This is a genomic window from Pseudomonas sp. 28 E 9 (genome assembly GCF_900004785.1).
Taxonomy (GTDB): domain Bacteria; phylum Pseudomonadota; class Gammaproteobacteria; order Pseudomonadales; family Pseudomonadaceae; genus Aquipseudomonas; species Aquipseudomonas orientalis_A.
Map to the genome: position 1 here is coordinate 363,035 of NZ_CVTK01000057.1, position 21,517 is coordinate 384,551.

19 protein-coding genes are annotated in these 21,517 nt (G+C 60.9%); 13 read left to right on the forward strand and 6 right to left on the reverse strand.

Annotated elements, in window-relative coordinates:
- Positions 1–291: 291 nt before the first annotated feature.
- From BFQ00_RS26410 to BFQ00_RS26430, 5 genes are all read right to left on the reverse strand, one after another.
- Positions 292–1,632, reverse strand: coding sequence for an imelysin family protein (locus BFQ00_RS26410; RefSeq protein ID WP_065935186.1), 1,341 nt, complete (start codon positions 1,630–1,632; stop codon positions 292–294).
- A 125-nt stretch (positions 1,633–1,757) separates the two neighbouring features.
- Positions 1,758–3,809: a putative bifunctional diguanylate cyclase/phosphodiesterase gene (locus BFQ00_RS26415; RefSeq protein ID WP_065935187.1), complete on the reverse strand. Its 2,052-nt coding sequence runs from the start codon at positions 3,807–3,809 to the stop codon at positions 1,758–1,760.
- 205 nt (positions 3,810–4,014) lie between these two features.
- A complete protein-coding gene (locus tag BFQ00_RS26420) occupies positions 4,015–4,194 on the reverse strand; it encodes a hypothetical protein (RefSeq protein WP_065887661.1) in 180 nt (59 codons plus the stop codon).
- 155 nt (positions 4,195–4,349) lie between these two features.
- The gene (locus BFQ00_RS26425) at positions 4,350–4,946 is read right to left on the reverse strand and encodes a superoxide dismutase (protein WP_003175739.1); all 597 of its coding nucleotides are present in this window, start codon (positions 4,944–4,946) and stop codon (positions 4,350–4,352) included.
- A 177-nt stretch (positions 4,947–5,123) separates the two neighbouring features.
- The gene (locus tag BFQ00_RS26430) at positions 5,124–5,726 is read right to left on the reverse strand and encodes a LysE/ArgO family amino acid transporter (protein WP_065887663.1); all 603 of its coding nucleotides are present in this window, start codon (positions 5,724–5,726) and stop codon (positions 5,124–5,126) included.
- A 100-nt stretch (positions 5,727–5,826) separates the two neighbouring features.
- On the opposite strand from BFQ00_RS26430, the gene BFQ00_RS26435 reads away from it, so the two are divergent.
- The 10 genes from BFQ00_RS26435 to BFQ00_RS26480 all read left to right on the forward strand — a co-directional run bounded on the left by BFQ00_RS26435 (position 5,827) and on the right by BFQ00_RS26480 (position 17,199).
- Positions 5,827–6,720: a LysR family transcriptional regulator ArgP gene (locus tag BFQ00_RS26435; protein WP_065935188.1), complete on the forward strand. Its 894-nt coding sequence runs from the start codon at positions 5,827–5,829 to the stop codon at positions 6,718–6,720.
- Positions 6,721–6,772: 52 nt separating this feature from the next.
- Positions 6,773–7,771: an NAD-dependent epimerase/dehydratase family protein gene (locus BFQ00_RS26440; protein ID WP_065935189.1), complete on the forward strand. Its 999-nt coding sequence runs from the start codon at positions 6,773–6,775 to the stop codon at positions 7,769–7,771.
- Between the two features lie 126 nt (positions 7,772–7,897).
- Positions 7,898–8,722, forward strand: coding sequence for an ATPase (locus BFQ00_RS26445; RefSeq protein ID WP_065935190.1), 825 nt, complete (start codon positions 7,898–7,900; stop codon positions 8,720–8,722).
- Positions 8,723–8,986: 264 nt separating this feature from the next.
- Positions 8,987–10,246: a D-mannose isomerase gene (locus BFQ00_RS26450; protein ID WP_065935191.1), complete on the forward strand. Its 1,260-nt coding sequence runs from the start codon at positions 8,987–8,989 to the stop codon at positions 10,244–10,246.
- A gap of 104 nt (positions 10,247–10,350) precedes the next feature.
- Positions 10,351–11,637: an ABC transporter substrate-binding protein gene (locus tag BFQ00_RS26455; RefSeq protein ID WP_065887671.1), complete on the forward strand. Its 1,287-nt coding sequence runs from the start codon at positions 10,351–10,353 to the stop codon at positions 11,635–11,637.
- Positions 11,638–11,794: 157 nt separating this feature from the next.
- Entirely contained in the window at positions 11,795–12,703 is a 909-nt protein-coding gene (locus BFQ00_RS26460) for a carbohydrate ABC transporter permease (protein ID WP_065887673.1), read from the forward strand.
- Positions 12,696–13,541 (forward strand): carbohydrate ABC transporter permease, encoded by an 846-nt coding sequence (locus BFQ00_RS26465; protein ID WP_065887675.1) that lies wholly within the window; start codon positions 12,696–12,698, stop codon positions 13,539–13,541. The genes BFQ00_RS26460 and BFQ00_RS26465 overlap by 8 nt, the downstream gene beginning before the upstream one ends.
- Before the next feature lie 2 nt (positions 13,542–13,543).
- Positions 13,544–14,704, forward strand: coding sequence for an ABC transporter ATP-binding protein (locus BFQ00_RS26470; protein WP_065935192.1), 1,161 nt, complete (start codon positions 13,544–13,546; stop codon positions 14,702–14,704).
- Between the two features lie 202 nt (positions 14,705–14,906).
- Positions 14,907–16,253 (forward strand): carbohydrate porin, encoded by a 1,347-nt coding sequence (locus BFQ00_RS26475; protein ID WP_065887680.1) that lies wholly within the window; start codon positions 14,907–14,909, stop codon positions 16,251–16,253.
- Between the two features lie 100 nt (positions 16,254–16,353).
- Positions 16,354–17,199: a D-hexose-6-phosphate mutarotase gene (locus BFQ00_RS26480; protein WP_065887682.1), complete on the forward strand. Its 846-nt coding sequence runs from the start codon at positions 16,354–16,356 to the stop codon at positions 17,197–17,199.
- A 120-nt stretch (positions 17,200–17,319) separates the two neighbouring features.
- Here the strand turns inward: BFQ00_RS26480 and BFQ00_RS26485 are convergent, their stop codons facing one another.
- Entirely contained in the window at positions 17,320–18,180 is an 861-nt protein-coding gene (locus BFQ00_RS26485) for a MurR/RpiR family transcriptional regulator (RefSeq protein WP_170039859.1), read from the reverse strand.
- 220 nt (positions 18,181–18,400) lie between these two features.
- On the opposite strand from BFQ00_RS26485, the gene zwf reads away from it, so the two are divergent.
- Genes zwf through BFQ00_RS26500 form a run of 3 tightly spaced genes read left to right on the forward strand, consistent with a single transcriptional unit; the run spans position 18,401 to position 21,250 of the window.
- Positions 18,401–19,867, forward strand: a complete 1,467-nt coding sequence (gene zwf, locus BFQ00_RS26490; RefSeq protein WP_065887684.1) for a glucose-6-phosphate dehydrogenase — start codon at positions 18,401–18,403, stop codon at positions 19,865–19,867.
- Entirely contained in the window at positions 19,854–20,567 is a 714-nt protein-coding gene (pgl, locus tag BFQ00_RS26495) for a 6-phosphogluconolactonase (protein ID WP_065935193.1), read from the forward strand. The genes zwf and pgl overlap by 14 nt, the downstream gene beginning before the upstream one ends.
- Before the next feature lie 17 nt (positions 20,568–20,584).
- Positions 20,585–21,250 (forward strand): bifunctional 4-hydroxy-2-oxoglutarate aldolase/2-dehydro-3-deoxy-phosphogluconate aldolase, encoded by a 666-nt coding sequence (locus BFQ00_RS26500; RefSeq protein ID WP_065887687.1) that lies wholly within the window; start codon positions 20,585–20,587, stop codon positions 21,248–21,250.
- Positions 21,251–21,517 lie beyond the last annotated feature (267 nt).

Here is a 21,517-nt window from a genome sequence, read left to right on the forward strand (position 1 = left end):
GGGCGGCTAACCCGGCGTCCTGCCGGGTTACCCACGGATTCAAGCCTGCGTTCGGCCAGCGTGGTTTAACGGGGCGCCTGAGATCAAGATCAAAGCCAGATCAAGATCACGAGCGACTCGCTTCGCATCGTGGTTACGGATACCTATGCCCCGATAGCAGAGTGTCAGTCGGTCAATTCTTGGCTGATACACCGCTATCGGGGGCAAGCCCCCTCCCACAGGGGATCTGCGGTGTTTGAAACAGGTATGAAAAAGGCGACCCGAAGGTCGCCTCGTTCAACTGCGCCTTGATCAGAACTCGTGATCGGCGCTTTCCGGGTTCAGGTCGCTGATGCCCAGCTTGCCTGCGGCGGCTTCGATCGAACCGGTCTGCTTGACCAGCGCAGCGATGGCGTCACGCACGATCTGGTTGCCTGCATCGTTACCGGCTGCGATCAACTGGTCGTAGTGCTCGCCTTTGTCGGCGTGGTCGACCATCACCTGGATCTTCGCTTCGGTCGCCGCCAGGTCAGCCTTGAGGGCGGCATCGGCTGCCGGGTCGGCTTTGGCGACCAGGGACGACAGGCTCGGGCCGGTCAGCTTGTTGCCGTCGACGCGGGTGTACTCGCCCAGATAGACGTTGCGGATGCCTTTGGCGTCATAGAAGTGCGAGTAGTGGGTGTTGTCGCTGAAGCAGTCCTGCTCGTCTTCCGGCGAGTTGGCCTCCAGGGATACCTTCATGCGTTCGCCGGCCAACTCGCCAAGCGACAGGCTGCCCATGCCGAACAACATCTTGCGCAGGCCGTCGGTAGCCGGTTCCGACTCCAGGGTGGCGCGGTAGTTGTCTTCGACGTTGGGCTTCCAGTTGCCGACCATTTCCTGCAGGTCGCTGACCAGCAGTTGGGTCACGGCGCGCAGGTAGGTACGACGACGCTCGTTATGGCCGCCGGTTGCACCGTCACCGGTCATGTAGTCCGAGGCCGGACGGTTGCCTGCGCCTGGGCCGGTGCCGTTGAGGTCCTGGCCCCAGAGCAGGAATTCGATGGCGTGATAGCCGGTGGCGACGTTCGCTTCGGAGCCGCCCAGCTCATTGAGGCTGGCGAGTTTTTCCGGGGTGATCTCCTTGACGTCGACCTTGTCTTCGCCGACCTGGATTTCGTTGTTGGCGATGATATTGGCACTGGCGCCCGGGTTACCCAGTGCGTGTTCGTAGGACTTGTCGACGTAGTCGATCAGCCCCTCGTCCAGGGGCCAGGCGTTCACCTGGCCTTCCCAGTCGTCGATGATGGTGTTGCCGAAGCGGAACACTTCACTCTGCAGGTAAGGCACGCGCGCGGCGATCCAGGCGGTACGGGCTGCCTTGAGCGTGTCATCGTTAGGGTTGGCCAGGAAGGTGTCGATGGCGGTCTGCAGGGTTTTCGCGGTGGACTCGGCGTCGCTGTACACCGCAAACACCATGTCGGCGTAATGCGCGACCACGGCCTTGGCGGCCGCTTCGTCGACCTGGCCTGCAGGCGTGGCAGCCGCTGGAGCGGTAGTGCTGGCAGCGGCAGGCGCCTGAGGCGCGGCGGCCTTGTCTTTACCTTCGCCGCAACCGGCGAGAGAAATAGCAATGGCCAGCAGACTGGCGGTGGCCAGGGGCATACGAATCATGGCGAACATCCTGCTTCGGTTGTTGATAGGGCGCGCGCGGGCGCAAAAGCTGCGACATAATGCGAAAGATTTGCATTTTGTGTAAAGGCTTATACGCGGGAAATATTTGGTATCGTTCTGCCCGCTCAAAGAATCGCCGCGTTACCGCGTTCCGATTGCTTCAGGAAAGCCGCCAACTCCCGGGCCTGCAGCGGTTTGCTGTAGTGGTAGCCCTGGCCTTCATGGCAACCCTCGGAGATGATGTAGGCCTCTTGCTCGGCGGTCTCCACGCCCTCGGCAATCACCTGCATGCCCAGGCTTTTGCCCAGTTGGATGATCGCTCGCACGATGGTCGCGTCGTCGTCATCGTCCAGCAGGTCCTGGACGAAGCTCTTGTCGATCTTGATCTTGTCCAGCGGCAGGCTTTTGAGGTAGCTCAGGGATGAGTAACCGGTGCCGAAGTCATCGATGGCGATCAGCGCCCCCGAACGGCGCAGGCTCAACAGGTGCTGGGCGGCGGTGCTGATGTCTTCCATCAGGCCGGTTTCGGTGACTTCCAGCTCCAGGCTGCGCGGCGGCAGGCGGTAAATCTGCATCAGGTTGTTGACCACGCGCGGCAACTCGGTGTGGTGCAGTTGCACGGTGGACAGGTTGACCGCCATGCGCAGTTCGGTGAAGCCCAGGTCATGCCATTCGCGCAGTTGGCGGCACGCCTGATCCAGCACCCATTCACCGATGGGAATGATGGTGCCGTTCTGTTCCGCCAACGGGATGAACAGGTCCGGTGGAACCAGCCCGTGTTCCGGGTGCTGCCAGCGAATCAGCGCTTCGACACCGACCACGCGGTGATCGCGGTAACTGATCTGCGGTTGATACACCAGGTGAAACTGGTCACGGCTCAGGGCATCGCGCAGGTCTTTCTCCAGCTCGCGGCGCCGACGCATTTCGCTGTCGACGCTGGCGATGTAGAACTGGTAGCGATTGCGCGAGCGGCTTTTGGCCAGGGTCATGGTCTGTTCGGCTTTCTGCAGCAGTTTCTCCGTGCTGTCGCCATCTTCCGGGAACAGTGTGATGCCGATGGTGGCGCGCAGGCGAATCTGGTCCTGATCCAGGGCAAACTCCGCTTCCAGGTCATCCAGGATACTTTGCGCCAGTTCCGCCGCTTCGTAGGGCTGGTCGATATCGGCTTGCACCAGGGCGAACTGGTCGCCCCCCAGGCGGGCGAGCGCGCCCAGGCGCCCACTGTGGGCGCGCAGACGATCGGCCAGGGCCAGCAGCAGTTTGTCGCCATTCTGATAGGTGAACTGCTCGTTGACGCTCTTGAAGTCATCCAGCCCCACGCACAACACCGCTACGCGACGCTGGCGCCGACCGGCATCGGTCAGGATCCGGTCCAATTGCTCCTGCAGCTTCTGGCGGTTCGGCAGGCCGGTGAGAAAATCATACTGGGCCATGCGCAACAGGCTGGACTCGGCCTCGTGGCGCAGATGGGTATTGCGTTCGATGGATTCGAGCAACTGGTTGGCGGTGTTTATCCACAGCCCCAACTCGTCGCGCTCATGACCCTTGATCTGCGGGATTTTGTGCTCGCTGGGCCGGTCCGGGTTGATCGACGTCAAGTGCCCGATAATCCGCGACAGCGGTTTGGTCAGCAGCCAGTGATACACCAGGTACAGCACCAGCCCCATGGCCAGGGCGCGCAGCACTCCGGAAATAAAGATGATCACCGAACTGACCAGGAAGCCTTCGCCGTAGGTGGCGGTGTCGAGGGTAATGCTCAGGTCGCCGTAATACTCGCTGTAGGGGCCCTTGCCTACCAGCGGGGTGGTAAAGGTGCGTTCCTGCCCAAGAATCAGGTCGGTCAACCAGCGGCTGGAAGAAGGCTGCAAGGTGCGGCTTTTTTCCGCGAGCATGGTCTCGTTGGGGTGGCCGATGGATGCGATGCGTACGGCGTCATCCTGAAACAGGCCTTCGATCACCTGCATGCCCATTTCGCGGTCCAGGCTGTAGACGGCCTGGGTCGAGGGGTCGCGAAACATGTCGAGGATACGTTGGGCATCGCCGGCTACGGCCTGGCGCGTCTTGTAGGCATCGAAAACGATCTGCGCCACGCTCAGCGCCACGCCCACGATCAGTGCCGAGAGCAAGACAACCCGTAGCAACTTCACCGACAAGCTGTTTTTGAGTTCCAGCTTCAAAGGGGCATTCCTTGTCTCATGCGGGTGGCCTTCAATATGCCATGAGTATTGGCAATCTGGGGAGGGCAGTCAAAGGAACATTGGAGCAGCAGGCACCTTCAAGGCTGGAGGGGAGAAAAAAGCAAAAAAACGGCGGATGTGCTCCGCCGTCTGATTGTTCGACCAACGTGCCGCGTGCCAATGGTTGGCATCGCGGGCGCAGTTATCAACTCACTGAAAAGTCAATCTTTGACGGCGCCGGTGGCATGTTGTCCTCGCCGGGGCGCTCTGGTGCTTTCGCGGCACCTTCGTCGCCACCACCACCTGCACCACCGGCAAGACCTTTCATGAGGCCGCTGATGAGTTGCATCGCCATCTGCCCGCCTGCTTTTCCGATTTCTTCCATCTTTTTTCTCCAGAAGAGCGCGAGAGGGTTATTCCTCTCACTCACTGCGTGGCAATTTCTCTTCTGCGAGTTCCACCACGACCAGTAGCTTGCTGCTTGTTAGCGCCCATGAAAAAGCCCGGCAATGGCCGGGCTTTTTCTACTGCAAGCGTTGCTTAGGCAGTGAAGGTCTTGCCTTCGAACTGCTCAGCCACGAACTTCCAGTTGACCAGGTTCCAGAACGCTTCCACATACTTTGGACGCACGTTGCGGTAGTCGATGTAGTAGGCGTGTTCCCAGACATCGCAGGTCAACAGCGGGGTGTCGCCGTTGGTCAGCGGGTTGCCGGCGCCGATGGTGCTGGCCAGGGCCAGGGAACCGTCAGCCTTTTTCACCAGCCAGCCCCAGCCGGAACCGAAGGTGCCGACCGACGTCTTGGTGAATTCTTCCTTGAACTTGTCGAACGAACCGAACGCAGCGTTGATGGCTTCAGCCAGAGCGCCGGTAGGTTGGCCGCCGGCGTTTGGCGCCAGGCAGTTCCAGTAGAAGGTGTGGTTCCAGACCTGAGCGGCGTTGTTGAAGATACCGCCCGAAGAAGACTTGACGATTTCTTCCAGGGTCTTGCCTTCGAACTCGGTGCCTGGCACCAGGTTGTTCAGGTTCACGACATAGGTGTTGTGGTGCTTGTCGTGGTGATACTCCAGGGTTTCCTTGGAGATGTGCGGCTGCAGGGCATCGTGTGCGTAGGGCAGCGGCGGCAATTCGAAAGCCATGATGATTCTCCTAATCAGGTCAGTTGCGGTGAGCGCAAGGCCGATCACGGGCGGCCAAACAAGCGCCGGCGAGTCTGTACTCTTTGCGGCGCAAGTCCGGGATCATAGCACCGGGGGTGCGGCAAAACCACGCAACAACTGTTTGGGATAGAGGTTCCAGAGCCTTTTGGAATAAGTTCATGGCGCGCTGATCAGTTGGTAGGCCACGGTGAACATCATCACGGCCACCAGCAGGTCGAGCAGGCGCCAGGTAGCCGGGCGCGCCAGCCACGGCGCCAACCACGCTGCGCCAAGGGCGAGGGTGGTAAACCACAGGAACGACGCACTGGCCGCGCCGGCCACGTAGGCCCCCGGCTCCGTTTGTTGCGCGCCCAATGAGCCGATCAGCAGCACGGTATCCAGATAAACATGGGGATTGAGCAGGGTCACCGCCAGCGCGCTCAACAGCACGGCGCGCAATGAGCGGGTCTTGAGGCTGGCGTCCTGATCCAGACGTTGTGTCGAACAGGCCCTGCGCAGCGCGCACGCGCCGTACCAAAGCAGAAACGCCGCGCCGCCCCAGCGCGCCACCCCAAGCAGTATCGGGCTCTGCGCCAGCACGGTGGCCAAGCCGAATACCCCGGCCGCAACCAGCAGCGCATCGCAGATCACACACAGGGCGGCGACCGGCAAGTGATGTTCGCGGCGCAGGCTTTGCGCCAGGACGAACGCATTCTGCGTGCCGATTGCCATGATCAGTCCCAGGGCCACCAGCAACCCGTTCATATAGCTTTGCCACATAGCGCCAATCCTCAAGTCATGCTCAAACGATGCTGGCTAGGGTGGCGGTCGAGCCTGTATAAGAAAAACCAATATTGCTGATCGCTCATTAGGAAAACTGATGTTCGACTATAAATTGCTTTCCGCTTTGGCGGCCGTGGTGGAGCAGGCCGGCTTCGAGCGCGGCGCACAGGTGCTGGGGCTGTCGCAGTCGGCCGTGTCCCAGCGCATCAAGTTGCTGGAGGCGCGCGTCGGCCAGCCGGTACTGGTGCGCGCGACGCCGCCGACGCCCACCGATATCGGCCGACGCCTGCTCAACCATGTGCAGCAGGTGCGCCTGCTGGAGCGCGACCTGCAAAGCCAGGTGCCGGCGTTGGACGAAGAGGGCATGCCCGAGCGCCTGCGCATCGCGCTGAATGCCGACAGCCTCGCCACCTGGTGGGCGCTGGCGGTCAGCAATTTCTGCAGCGAACAGCACCTGCTGCTGGACCTGGTGGTGGAAGACCAGACCGTGGGCCTCAAACGCATGCGTGCCGGTGAAGTGGCGGCCTGTATCTGCGCCAGCGAGCGCCCGGTTGCCGGCGCCCGCAGCCTGGCCCTTGGCGCTATGCGTTACCGCGCATTGGCCAGCCCCGCGTTTATAACTCGGCACTTCCCGGCCGGGGTACAGGCCGACCAACTGGCCGGTACGCCGGCGCTGGTGTTCGGCCCGGATGATTTCCTGCAACACCGTTACCTGGCTTCGCTGGGGGTGAACGGCGGTTTCGAGCACCATTTATGCCCGTCATCCGAAGGCTTTATCCGCCTGATGGAAGCCGGCCTAGGCTGGGGCCTGGTGCCCGAATTGCAGGTGCGCGATGCGCTGGAAAAAGGCCTGCTGGTCGAATTACTGCCAGATAAGCCCATCGATGTGCCGCTGTACTGGCATCATTGGCGCAGTGGCGGGCGCCTGTTGGGCCTGTTGACCGAGCATCTGGCCCGGGTCTGTGGGCAATGGTTGGTGCCGTTGAAGTGATGGCGTGCGTCAAGGCAACAGCGATGAAAAACGAAAGAACATGGGGTAGTGCATGAAAATTCTGGTCACCGGCGCAAGCGGCTTCATCGGCGGGCGCTTTGCGCGTTTCGCTCTGGAGCAGGGCCTGGACGTGCGGGTCAACGGGCGACGGGCCGAGGGTGTCGAGCACCTGGTACGACGCGGTGCCGAGTTTATCCAGGGTGATCTGAACGATGCCGACCTGGTGCGCAGCCTATGCCGTGACGTCGAGGCCGTGGTGCACTGTGCCGGTGCGGTCGGGCTGTGGGGCAAGTATCAGGATTTCCATCAAGGCAATGTGCTGGTCACCGAGAACGTCGTCGAAGCGTGCCTCAAGCAGCGGGTCGGGCGGTTGGTGCACCTGTCCTCGCCCTCCATCTACTTCGATGGGCGCGACCACCTGGGGCTGACCGAAGAGCAAGTCCCCAAGCGCTTCAGGCATCCCTATGCCGCGACCAAATACCTGGCGGAGCAGAAGGTGTTCGGCGCCCAGGAATTCGGCCTCGAGGTGCTGGCCCTGCGCCCGCGTTTCGTCACCGGTGCCGGTGACATGAGCATCTTCCCGCGCCTGTTGAAGATGCAGCGCAAGAACCGCCTGGCCATCGTCGGTGACGGCCTGAACAAGGTCGACTTCACCAGCGTGCACAACCTCAACGAGGCGCTGCTCAGCAGCTTGCTGGCTCCCGGTTCCGCACTGGGCAGGGCCTACAACATCAGCAACGGCACACCGGTACCGGTGTGGGACGTGGTCAACTATGTGATGCGACAAATGGACATGCCTCAGGTCACGCGCTACCGCTCCTATGGCTTGTCCTACAGTGTGGCGGCCTTGAACGAGGCGTTCTGTGCGCTGTGGCCGGGGCGACCGGAACCGTCGTTGACGCGCCTGGGCATGCAGGTCATGAACAAGGATTTCACCCTCGACATCAGCCGGGCGCGGCATTATCTCGATTACGAGCCCAAGGTCAGTCTGTGGAGCGCCCTCGACGAGTTCTGCCTGTGGTGGAAAGCCCAGGCTCCGGGCCACTCATAAGCCACAACCTGCAACATATCGGGAACCGAGTGGCGCAGCGCTTGTTGACCCATGCACCGGGAGCACGGTTTATACTCCCGCCGCTCGGCCCCTCGGTCGGCCATCTTATTGATTCAGGATAGATTCATGCGTAACGATGCTAAAGACGATTTCGACAACGTTCCCAGCCTGCGGGCCGATACCGGGGACGACGATGATTTCGTGCCGACAGCCGCCACCTCGGTGCGCTCGCGCACGACGCCTGTGGTCAAGGTGAAAAGGGCCAGCACCGGTCCGTTGTGGGCGTTGGTCGGCGCGTTGCTGATCGCCTTTGCGGGCCTTGCCTGGTGGAGCTTCCAGCAGATTTCCCTGATGGGCCAGCAACTGGTCGCCACCCAGGAAAGCTTTGCGCGTATCAGCGAAGAAGCGGCGGGGCGCCTGCAGGATATTTCCGGCAAGGTCGTGGCCAGCGAGGCCAATGTGAACAACGGCAGCGAAGCCCTGAAAGTGCAGATCAAACAGCTGGAAACCCAGTTGCTTGAGCAGGGCAGGCAACAAGTGGGTGTGGCCGGCCAGGCCACCGAACTGGATCAGCGCCTGGCGCAGATGAGCGCCAGCACCGCCGAACTGACGAGCGCCAATGCCAAGTTGCAGGGCCAGGTTCAGGCGCTGACCGATGCCGTTGCCACGCTCAAGGCGGCCCAGGGCGAGATCAAGGATCTGGCCAATGAGGTAGCGACCTTGAAGAAACAAGGCAATCCGGCTGCCGCCATCGCCCGACTCGAGCAGGACGTGCTGGTGCTCAAGAGTGCACAGGAAAACCAGCCCGCCAACACCGATGCGCCGACCAATAAAGAGTTCGACGTATTCCGCATCCAGACCACGCGCAATATCACCACCTTGCAGAGCCAGGTGCAGAATTTGAACCAGCGCCTCAACGCGCCGGCGACGGCCACGCCACTGGGTCAATGACCCGTTCTGTGGACTGTGAATGCAATCAAACTGTGGGAGGGGGCTTGCCCCCGAATGCGGTGTGTCAGTCACCAAAATATTGACTGACTCACCGCTATCGGGGGCAAGCCCCCTCCCACATTTGAACCCGTATTAGTCAGGTAAATCGCTGTCGCTCGCAGCTTTGTCACCGCCCAGTGACATTTCTTGTCCCCTTCGTTACTTGCCACTCCCGCGCCCTTGTTTAGACTCCGGTCACCCCACAAAAAACAATAAGGGCCCCCCATGACCATGCAACCACTGCCTCCCGGCAGTTGGCTGAACGCGCCTGCCCATCACGCCTGGCTCGCGGCCGAAGGCCAGCGCCTGTTGACCTTTGCCAAGGCATCGCGCCTGCCGGACGGTTTCGGCAATCTGGATGACACTGGCCAACTGCCGGCCGGCGCCCGCGCCGAAACCATGAACACCGCCCGCATGACCCACAGCTTCGCCATGGCCCACGCCATGGGGCTGCCGGGTTATGCCGATTTAGTAGCGCACGGCGTGGCGGCCCTGAGCGGCCCGTTGCACGATAGCGAACACGGTGGCTGGTTTGCCGCGGCCGATGCCCTGGATGGCAATACCGGCAAGGCCGCTTACCTGCATGCCTTCGTGGCCCTGGCCGCCAGCTCTGCCGTGGTGGCCGGTGCACCCGGCGCGCAGACCCTGTTGAACGATGCGGTGCATATCATCGACCAGTTCTTTTGGAGCGAGGAGGAGGGCGCCATGCTCGAATCCTTTGCCCGGGACTGGAGCGGCGTCGAAGCCTATCGCGGTGCCAACAGCAACATGCACGCTACCGAAGCCTTTCTGGCCCTGGCCGATGTCACGGGCGACACGCGCTGGCTGGACCGCGCGTTGCGGATTGTCGAACGTGTCATCCATGCCCACGCCGCCGGTAACCGCTTCATGGTGATCGAGCACTTCGATACCCAGTGGAACCCGCTGCTCGGTTACAACGAAGACAACCCCGCCGACGGTTTCCGCCCCTATGGCATCACCCCCGGTCACGGCTTCGAATGGGCGCGGCTGGTGTTGCACCTGGAAGCGGCGCGGCTGGCCGCCGGGTTGGTCACGCCGCAGTGGTTGCTGACCGATGCGCAAGGGCTGTTTGCCAGTGCCTGCGAGTATGCCTGGGCGGTGGATGGCGCGCCGGGCATTGTCTACACCCTGGACTGGAACCAGCGCCCGGTCGTTCGCGAACGCCTGCACTGGACCCATGCCGAAGCCAGCGCGGCTGCCCAGGCGCTGCTCAAGCGCACCGGCCAATTGCATTACGAGACCTGGTACCGGCGGTTCTGGGAGTTTTGCGAAACCCACTTCATCGACCGGCTCCAGGGCAGCTGGCACCACGAACTCAACCCGCACAACCAACCCAGCAGCAAAATCTGGGGCGGCAAGCCGGACCTGTACCATGCCTGGCAAGCGGTCGTGCTGCCTGCATTACCCTTGGCACCCAGCCTTGCCAGTGCATTGGGCAGCGGATGCTATGTCACCAGCTGGTGACATTTGTGCGTCCCTTTGTTACCTGCGCCGGGAAAATCCCTGTTTAAACTCCGTGCAGCGCAAGCTCTAGACTTGCATGCATAACAACAAGAAAAGGTACTCAGATGAATGCGATTAATCGCCTCGCCGTTGCTATTTCCATGGCCTCGTTGTTTCCCCTCAGTGCATTTGCCGCCGACTCCAAAGGCACGATTGAAGTAGTGCATTGGTGGACGTCGGGCGGTGAAAAGGCGGCAGTGGATGTCCTGAAGGCCCAAGTTGAGAAAGACGGCTTCACCTGGAAAGACGGTGCAGTCGCAGGTGGCGGTGGCGCCACGGCCATGACCGTGCTGAAAAGCCGCGCGGTAGCCGGCAACCCGCCAGGCGTTGCCCAGATCAAGGGCCCCGACATCCAGGAATGGGCGTCCACCGGCCTGCTCGACACCGACGCGCTCAAAGACGTCGCCAAAGAAGAAAAGTGGGACTCCCTGCTCGACAAGAAAGTCTCCGACACCGTCAAGTACGAAGGTGACTATGTGGCCGTTCCGGTCAACATCCACCGCGTGAACTGGCTGTGGATCAACCCGGAAGTCTTCAAGAAAGCCGGTATCACCAAGAACCCGACCACCCTCGAAGAATTCTATGCCGCCGGCGACAAGCTGAAAGCGGCGGGTTTCATCGCGCTTGCTCACGGCGGCCAGCCTTGGCAGGACAGCACCGTGTTCGAAGCGGTGGTCCTCTCGGTCATGGGTGCCGATGGCTACAAGAAAGCCCTGGTCGACCTGGATAACGCTGCGCTGACCGGCCCGGAAATGGTCAAGTCGCTGACCGAACTGAAAAAGGTCGCGACCTATATGGACGTCGACGGCAAAGGTCAGGACTGGAACCTGGAAGCCGGGAAAGTCATCAACGGCAAGGCCGGCATGCAGATCATGGGTGACTGGGCCAAGTCCGAATGGACCGCCGCCAAGAAAGTCGCCGGCAAGGACTACGAGTGCGTAGCCTTCCCGGGCACCGACAAGGCCTTCACCTACAACATCGACTCCCTGGCCGTGTTCAAGCAGAAAGACAAAGGCACCGCTGCCGGTCAGCAGGACATTGCCAAAGTCGCGCTGGGTGAAAACTTCCAGAAAATCTTCAGCATCAACAAGGGCTCGATCCCGGTGCGCACTGACATGCTCACTCAAATGGACAAACTGGGCTTCGACTCCTGCGCCCAGGCCGCCGCCAAGGACTTCCTGGCCGACGCCAAGACCGGCGGACTGCAGCCAAGCATGGCGCACAGCATGGCCACCAACCTGGCGGTGCAAGGCGCGTTCTTTGACGTGGTGACCAACTACATCAACGACCCGAAAGCCGACCCGGCCGACACGGCCAAGAAATTGGGCGCTGCGATCAAGTCGGCCAAGTAACGCTGCTATCTGTAGGAGCGAGCTCGCTCGCGAAAAACTCAAGGTCACCGCGTTCATCCTCTATGCACGCGCTATCGTTGAAGTCCTTCGCGAACACGCTCGCTCCTGCAGGGTTCGGTTCACCTGTCAGTCCTTTTTCCCTGTACTGGATTTTCCCATGAGTTCTGTTGCTGTGTTCAGCAAGGCCTCGCCGTTCGATGCATTGCAGCGCTGGCTCCCCAAACTGGTGCTGGCGCCGAGCATGTTCATCGTGCTGGTGGGCTTCTACGGCTACATCCTGTGGACGTTCGTGTTGTCGTTCACCACCTCCACGTTTCTGCCCAACTACAAGTGGGCGGGCCTGGCGCAATACGAGCGCTTGTTCGACAACGACCGTTGGTGGGTGGCGAGCAAGAACCTGGCCGTGTTCGGCGGGATGTTCATCGGCATCACCCTGGTGATCGGTGTGACGCTGGCGATTTTCCTCGACCAGAAAATCCGCCGCGAAGGTTTCATTCGCACGATCTACCTGTACCCGATGGCGCTCTCGATGATCGTCACTGGTACTGCGTGGAAATGGCTGCTCAACCCGGGCATGGGCCTGGACAAATTATTGCGCGACTGGGGCTGGGAAGGCTTCCGTCTCGACTGGCTGATCGACCCCGACCGCGTGGTCTACTGCCTGGTGATCGCCGCTGTGTGGCAAGCCTCGGGCTTTATCATGGCGATGTTCCTGGCCGGCCTGCGTGGCGTTGATCAGTCAATCATCCGCGCCGCGCAGATCGACGGCGCGAGCCTGCCGCGCATCTACTGGAGCGTCGTGCTGCCAAGCCTGCGTCCGGTGTTCTTCAGTGCGGTGATGATCCTGGCGCACATTGCGATCAAGAGCTTCGACCTGGTGGCGGCGATGACGGCCGGCGGCCCGGGCTATTCGTCCGACCTGCCTGCCATGTTCATGTACTCGTTTACCTTCAGCCGTGGCCAGATGGGCATGGGCTCGGCCAGTGCAATCCTGATGCTCGGTGCGATCCTCGCGATCATTGTGCCGTACCTGTATTCCGAGCTGAGGACCAAGCGTAATGACTAGTCTCGCCGCTAAACCTGCCATCAGCCTGAGTCGTATCGCGATCTACGCGGTGTTGATCCTCGCGGTGCTGCTGTACCTGGTGCCGCTGGTGGTGATGCTGCTCACCAGCTTCAAGACCCCGGAAGACATCAGCACCGGCAACCTGCTGAGCTGGCCAACCGTGGTCAGCGGCATCGGCTGGGTCAAGGCCTGGGGCACCGTGGATGGCTACTTCTGGAACTCGATCAAGATCACCGTGCCGGCTGTGCTGATCTCCACGGCCATCGGCGCGTTGAACGGCTACGTACTGTCGTTCTGGCGTTTCCGGGGTTCGCAGTTGTTCTTCGGCCTGTTGCTGTTCGGCTGCTTCCTGCCGTTCCAGACGGTGCTGCTGCCGGCCTCGTTCACCCTCGGCAAGATGGGCATGGCCAATACCACCACGGGCCTGGTGTTTGTGCATGTGGTCTACGGCCTGGCGTTTACCACGCTGTTCTTTCGTAACTACTACGTGAGCATTCCGGATGCGCTGATCAAGGCGGCCCGCCTGGACGGTGCCGGTTTCTTCACCATCTTCCGTCAGATCATTCTGCCGATGTCGACGCCGATCATCATGGTCTGCCTGATCTGGCAGTTCACCCAGATCTGGAACGACTTCCTGTTCGGCGTGGTGTTTTCCAGCGGCGACTCCCAGCCCATCACGGTGGCGCTGAACAACCTGGTCAACACCAGCACCGGGGCCAAGGAATATAACGTGGATATGGCGGCGGCGATGATCGCCGGGCTGCCGACCCTGCTGGTCTATGTGATCGCAGGCAAGTATTTCGTGCGCGGCCTCACGGCCGGCGCGGTCAAGGGGTAATCATGGCTACGCTTGAACTTCGCAATGTAAACAAGACCTATGGTGCCGGCCTGCCCGACACCTTGAAGAACATCGAACTGTCGATCAAGGAAGGCGAATTCCTGATCCTGGTCGGCCCTTCGGGTTGCGGCAAGTCCACCTTGATGAACTGCATCGCGGGCCTTGAGACCATCTCCGGCGGCGCGATCATGATCGGTGATCAGGATGTGAGCGGCATGAGCCCCAAGGACCGTGACATCGCCATGGTGTTCCAGTCCTACGCGCTGTACCCGACCATGAGCGTGCGCGAGAACATCGAGTTCGGCCTGAAGATTCGCAAGATGCCCCAGGCCGACATCGATACCGAAGTGGCACGCGTGGCCAAGCTGCTGCAGATCGAGCACCTGCTCAACCGCAAGCCGGGCCAGCTCTCCGGCGGTCAGCAACAGCGCGTGGCCATGGGCCGGGCGTTGGCGCGCCGGCCGAAGATCTACCTGTTCGACGAGCCGCTGTCGAACCTCGACGCCAAGCTGCGCGTCGAGATGCGTACCGAAATGAAGCTGATGCACCAGCGCCTGAAAACCACCACCGTCTACGTGACCCACGACCAGATCGAAGCGATGACCCTGGGCGACAAAGTGGCGGTGATGAAGGACGGAATCATCCAGCAATTCGGTACGCCGAAGGAAATTTACAACGACCCTGCTAACCTGTTTGTGGCAAGCTTTATCGGTTCACCACCGATGAACTTCGTTCCCATGCGCCTAAAACGCCAGGACGGTGGTCTGGTGGCGGTGCTCGACAGCGGCCAGGCCCGTTGCGAGCTGGCGCTGAACATGAATGACGCAGGTCTGGAAGATCGCGATGTGATCCTGGGCCTGCGCCCGGAGCAGATCGTTCTCGCTGCGGGCGAGGGCAATGGCGCGTCAAGCATTCGCGCCGAAGTCCAGGTGACCGAGCCGACCGGCCCGGACACCCTGGTGTTCGTGCAGCTCAACGACACCAAAGTCTGCTGCCGTCTGGCACCGGACGTGGCACCGCAGGTAGGCGAGACCCTGACCCTGCAGTTCGACCCGGCCAAGGTGTTGCTGTTCGACGCCAAGACCGGTGAGCGATTGGGTACCGCAGCTGCATCGCCGGCACAGGGGCATGCCGGCAACGTGACCCAGTTCAAGGGCCGTTGAAGCATTTGTAGGAGCGAGCTTGCTCGCGAAGGTCGTTAACGATGACGCAGCGCTCCTGGTTTAGCGTGGCGCTCTCGGGTTTTTCGCGAGCAAGCTCGCTCCTGCAGTACTGTGATTAATGGTTAACTTGTTGTTTTAGCTAAAAAAAGTAACCTGCGTTAGATAAAAACAGTTTAATAACAATAAAGACGAGGATGTAGGGATGAAAAAGCAACACAACAACACTCGGCTGTTCTGCCAACTGTCAGCAGCAGCAGCCCTTGTATTGTCCGCCAATGCGATGGCGGCCGATGCGTTCAGCGCCGATTCCAAGTGGATGACCGGCGATTGGGGCGGCGAGCGTACCAAGCTGATCGAGCAAGGTATCGACATCAAGGCCGATTACGTAGGGGAAATGGGCTACAACGCCCACGGTGGCTACAACGACGACAAGACCGGTCGATACTCCGACCAGTTCGGTCTGGGCGTAGCGCTGGACCTGCAAAAGCTGTGGGGCTGGGATAACACCCAGGCCAAGATCCAGTTCACCAACCGTAATGGCCAGAACATCTCCAATGACCGCATCGGCGACCCGCGTGCCGGCACCTTGAGTTCGTCCCAGGAAGTGTACGGCCGTGGCCACATGGTGCGCCTGACCCAGTTCTGGGTTCAGCACCAGATGTTCGACAACAAGCTGGACGTGAAACTCGGTTACTTTGGCGAAGGCGAAGACTTCAACACCTTCCCGTGCGACTTCCAGAACCTGTCGTTCTGTGGCTCCCAGGTCGGCAACTATGTAAACACCTGGTACAACTGGCCGGTCGCCCAGGCCGCGATCCGCGTGAAGTACAACATCACGCCTGAGCTGTATGCGCAGATTGGTGCCTACAACCAGAACCCATCGCAGTTGGAGCACGGCAACGGCTTCAAACTCAGCGGCAGCGGTACCAAGGGTACTGTGATTCCGGTGGAATTGGTCTGGTCGCCGAAGGTCAACAACCTGCCGGGCGAATACCGCGTGGGTTACTACAAGAGCGCGGCCGATGCTCCGGATGTACGTGAAGACGTCAACGGCAACGATGCGGTCCTCACTGGCGCAAACTTGCGCACCCGCAGCAGCAAGAAAGGCTACTGGTTCGTTGCCCAACAGCAACTCACCACGCATAACGGCGACGCTACCCGTGGCCTGAACATTGCGGCCAACGCGACCTTCCACGACAAGGAAACCAACCTGGTCGACAACTACCAGTCGTTGATGCTGGTGTACAAGGGCCCATTCGACGCACGTCCAAAAGATGACGTCGGCATTGGCGTCGCGCGCCTGCACGTCAACGATGACGTGAAGAAGAACTCGGAGCTGCTCAATGCCGCCAATGGCATCAGCGACTACGACAATCCGCTGTACACGCCGATTCGCGAGACTGAGTACAACGTCGAACTTAACTACGGTTTCCACGTTACCAACTGGCTGACCGTGCGTCCTAACTTGCAGTACGTCGTCCAGCCGGGCGGCGTGGACAAAGTCGACAACGCGCTGGTAGCGGGCCTGAAGATTCAGTCTACGTTCTAACGCGGTTGCGATAAGCTCCTTCTCTCTGTGCGCATTTTGCGGGTAGCCATGGCTATCCGCTTTTTTTTGGGTGGCACTGTGATATTCGGAACCTGTGCACATGCATGAGCAACCGCTGCAACGCTTTTTCAAGTCCCTGCGCGAGCGTCCGGTGTTCGCCTGGGAGCGCTTTCAGATGCGCGATGTGTTGGTGATCGACCACCCGTTGTGCCAGGCGGTGTTCAGTCGTCAGGGCGCGCAACTGCTGCACTTTCAGCCCACCGGCCAGAAACCCTGGCTGTGGTGTGCGGCCAAATGGCCGCAAGTCGGCGCGATCCGCGGTGGCGTACCGGTCTGCTGGCCGTGGTATGGCCGTCATCCCAGCGAAAACGCCTGGCCTTCCCACGGCTGGGCGCGCTTGATCGACTGGAAACTGCTCGACAGCAGCACCGATGACGATGGCGTGCGCCTGCATTGGCAGTTGCAGTTGTGCGACTGGCAGGTGGACCTGCACGCGCAATTGGGCGACACCCTGGAACTGCGCCTGAGCACCGAGCATCAGGACGAACTGCCCTGCCAGTTGAGCCATGCTTTGCATGCTTATTGGCGTATTGGTCACGTTGACGAGGTAGCGCTGTCTGGGCTCGACGGCGCGCAGGGTTATGACCAGCTCAATCGCCAGGTTTGCCAGCAGGAAGGTGAGTTGCGTGTTGATGGCGGGTGCCAGCGGGTGTTCCAGCACGAGGGCGAATTGCAGCTCAAGGACCATGCCTGGCAGCGTGAACTGTGCATCGATACCGGCGACAGCGCCGACACGGTGGTGTGGCACCCCGGTAGCCGGCCGCTATTGGGCGTGAGTTTTAACGAAGCGTCAGGATTTGTGTGCGTGGAGTCGGCGATGGCCGGGGCGAGCCTGGCGCCGGGGGAGCGGGCGCATTTGAGTCTGCAGGCCAGGGCAGGGGTCTAGTGGTGTGGCTGATGGCCTCATCGGGGGCAAGCCCCCTCCCACTTTTGAATGGGTTCACAAATCAAATGTGGGAGGGGGCTTGCCCCCGATGAGACCAGTAAAGCCAACACAGATGCCGGCTTAGTTGAACTCATCCCCCACCGGATACCGGCTGTCATTCAAGCTCTCTTTGATCTTGCGCAAGTGCGGCTGGAAATCCACGCCGCGGCGCAACGTCATGCCGGTCGCCAGCACATCCAGTACCGTCAGCTGAATGATCCGCGACGTCATCGGCATGTAGATGTCGGTGTCTTCCGGCAACGGAATGTTCAGGCTCACGGTACTGGCCTTGGCCAGCGGTGAGTTCTCTGCCGTCACCCCCAGCACCGACGCGCCGTTTTCCCGCGCGATACGCGCCACTTCCACCAACTCGCGGGTACGCCCGGTGTAGGAAATGATCACGAACAACTCACCGGTGTGGGCGACCGAGGCGATCATGCGTTGCATCAGCACGTCGGCGTGTGCGGTCACCGCCAGGTTGAAACGGAAGAATTTGTGCAGTGCGTCCATCGCCACCGGTGCCGAGGCGCCGAGGCCGAAAAAGTGGATCTGCCGCGCCTGGATCAACAAGTCCACGGCCTTGCTGATCAGGGCCGGGTCCAGGGCCTGGCAGGCGCTGTCCAGGGAGGCGATGGCGCTGCCAAAGATCTTCTGGGTGTAGGCCTCGGGGTTATCATCGGCTTCCACGGCGCGGCTGACATAGGCCGCGCCGCTGGCCAGACTTTGCGCCAGCTGCAATTTAAGTTCAGGGTAACCGCTGACGCCGAACGAACGGCAGAAACGGTTGACCGTCGGTTCACTGACCGAGGCGGCCTGGGCGAGGGCGGCGATCGAGAAGCGGGTGGCCTGCTGCGGGTTGAGCAGGATGACCTCGGCGACTTTTTTCTCGGCCTTGTTCAATTCTTCGAGGCGGTTCCGGATCTGTTCCAGAAGATTTCGCACGCGGTCCATTCAGTCTTTCCTTCGGGCGACGATGCAAATAAAAAGGCGGTAACCAATCGATGAGTGGCTTCTCGCGGTGGCCTATCCTACTGAGGGTAGCGGAACACCACCACTCGCAATGCGTATTGGCGGAAAATGTTGTGGTTATTACTACATTTTTCCTTGAGTGATGCCTTGAAAAAAGGTATTTGTAGCTTAACTTGATAAAAGAACAAACATCATGCCTTCGATAACCGTAGAACCCTGCACCTTTGCCCTGTTTGGCGCCTTGGGTGATCTGGCGCTGCGCAAGTTATTTCCTGCTCTCTATCAACTCGATGGCGCCGGCCTGCTGCACGATGACACGCGCATCCTGGCCCTGGCCCGCGAAGCCGGGTCCGAGCAGCAGCACATGGCCCATATCGAACAAGAACTGCGCAAATACGTCGGCAAGGAACTCGACGAAGCCGTGGCCCAGCGTTTCCTGGCGCGCCTGGCGTATGTACATGTCGACTTCATGAAGGCTGACGACTACGTCGGCCTTGCCGAAAAGGTCGGTAGCGAACAGCGCCTCATCGCCTACTTCGCCACTCCGGCTGCCGTCTATGGCGCGATCTGCGAGAACCTGTCCAAGGTCGGCCTGGCGGAAAACACCCGTGTGGTGCTGGAAAAACCGATCGGTTCGGACCTGGAATCCTCGCGCAAGGTCAACGACGCCGTCGCGCAGTTTTTCCCGGAAAACCGCACCTATCGCATCGACCACTACCTGGGCAAAGAGACGGTACAAAACCTGATCGCCCTGCGTTTCGCCAACAGCCTGTTCGAAACCCAGTGGAACCAGAACTACATTTCCCACGTGGAAATCACCGTGGCCGAGCAGGTCGGCATCGAAGGCCGTTGGGGCTACTTCGACAAGGCCGGCCAACTGCGCGACATGATCCAGAACCACCTGCTGCAGTTGCTCTGCCTGATCGCCATGGACCCGCCGGCCGACCTGTCCGCCGACAGCATCCGGGACGAGAAGGTCAAGGTGCTCAAGGCCCTGGCGCCGATCAGCCCGGAAGGCCTGACCACTCAGGTGGTGCGCGGCCAGTACATCGCCGGCTACAGCGCCGGTAAAGCCGTGCCGGGCTACCTGGAAGAAGAGAATTCCAACACCCAGAGCGACACCGAGACCTTCGTTGCCCTGCGCGCCGATATCCGTAACTGGCGTTGGGCCGGGGTGCCGTTCTACCTGCGCACCGGCAAGCGCATGCCGCAAAAGCTGTCGCAGATCGTCATCCACTTCAAGGAACCGTCCCACTATATTTTCGCCCCCGAGCAGCGCTTGCAGATCAGCAACAAGCTGATCATCCGCCTGCAGCCGGACGAAGGAATTTCCTTGCGCGTGATGACCAAGGAGCAGGGCCTGGACAAGGGCATGCAACTGCGCAGCGGTCCGCTGCAACTGAATTTTTCCGACACCTATCGCAGCGCACGCATCCCCGATGCCTACGAGCGTTTGCTGTTGGAAGTGATGCGCGGCAATCAGAACCTGTTTGTTCGCAAAGATGAAATCGAAGCCGCGTGGAAGTGGTGTGACCAGTTGATCGCCGGATGGAAAAAATCCGGTGATGCGCCCAAGCCGTACGCGGCGGGGTCCTGGGGGCCGATGAGCTCGATTGCACTGATCACGCGGGATGGGAGGTCGTGGTATGGCGATATCTGAATTGAAACTGCCTCAGGGCGTAACCCCTCACGAGTACCGCACGCCGGTGCTGTTGGCGGAAGGCCTGGCGAATGATGTGGCCGAGCAACTGCGCGGGGCCATCAGTGCCCGTGGCGAAGCGACCCTGGTGGTGTCCGGTGGCCGCAGCCCTGTGGCGTTTTTCCAGCACCTGGCCAAGCAAGGCTTGGACTGGTCCAAGGTCACCATCACCCTGGCCGACGAGCGCTGGGTGCCGGTGGAACACGCCGACAGCAATGCCGGCCTGTTGAAGCAGCATTTGCTGCAAGGCCCGGCGGCCAAGGCCAGCTTTCTCAGCCTGTACAGCGCCGCGGCCAATCTTGAAGACGCTGCCGAGCAGGCTGATCGCCTGCTGGGCGAGTTGCCAGCCATTGATGTGCTGGTGCTGGGCATGGGCGATGACGGCCACACCGCATCGCTGTTCCCCAACAGCCCGAACCTGACTGAAGCCTTGCAGGTCGACGGTACCCGCCGTTGCTGGCCGATGCTGGCGCCGACCGTGCCGCACCAGCGCCTGACCATGAGTCGCGCATTGCTGGCGACGGCCCACTACACCGTACTGTCGATTTCCGGCAGTTCGAAGTTGACCACCTTGAGCGCCGCGCTGGCCGGTGACGATGTCGCCGCCATGCCGATTCGCGCGTTTTTGCAACCTACATTAGAGATTTACTGGTGCCCATGAGCCAAGGATCAGCCGCTATGAAAAGCCCTCAACCGACCGTGTCCATGGCGGATAAAGTTGCCCTGATCGACAGCCTCTGCGCCAAGGCGCGGATCCTGCCGGTGATCACCATCGCCCGTGAACAGGACATCCTGCCGCTGGCCGATGCCCTGGCCGCCGGTGGCCTGACCGCATTGGAAGTGACCCTGCGTTCCGAGTTCGGGCTCAAGGCTATCCAGGTGCTGCGCGAGCAGCGCCCTGAACTGTGCACCGGTGCCGGCACTGTGCTGGACCGTCATATGCTCGAAGCGGCAGAAGTGGCCGGCTCGCAGTTTATCGTCACCCCCGGCATCACCCGCGACCTGCTGGAAGCCTCGGTGCACAGCCCGATCCCGCTGCTGCCCGGCATCAGCAATGCGTCCGGCATCATGGAAGGCTATAGCCTGGGTTATCGCCGCTTCAAGCTGTTCCCGGCCGAGGTCAGCGGCGGTGTGGCGGCGATCAAGGCCTTGGGTGGCCCGTTCGTTGAAGTGAAATTCTGCCCGACCGGCGGCGTCGGCCCGGCCAACATCAAAAACTACATGGCGTTGAAAAACGTGATGTGCGTGGGCGGTAGCTGGATGCTTGATCCCGAGTGGGTCAGGAATGGCGACTGGGCGCGCATCCAGGAAGTCACCGCCGAGGCGCTGGCGCTGCTGGATTGATCTGATTTATCGAATCGTTGTTGCTGTGCTTAACGGCATTTTTGCGGTGCACTTGGTCGGTGTACCGCTTTTTTTTGCCTGTAGATCCAGGCCACCACACATTCCGATGTGGGAGGGGGCTTGCCCCCGATGGCGGCCTCAGAGCCGACCAGGATGTTGTGTCGATCCTGACTCAAATGTGGGAGGGGGCTTGCCCCCGATGGCGGCCTCTGGGCCGACCAGGATGTTGGATCAGATCGAGTACATATCCGTTTCTGCGGTAACGGC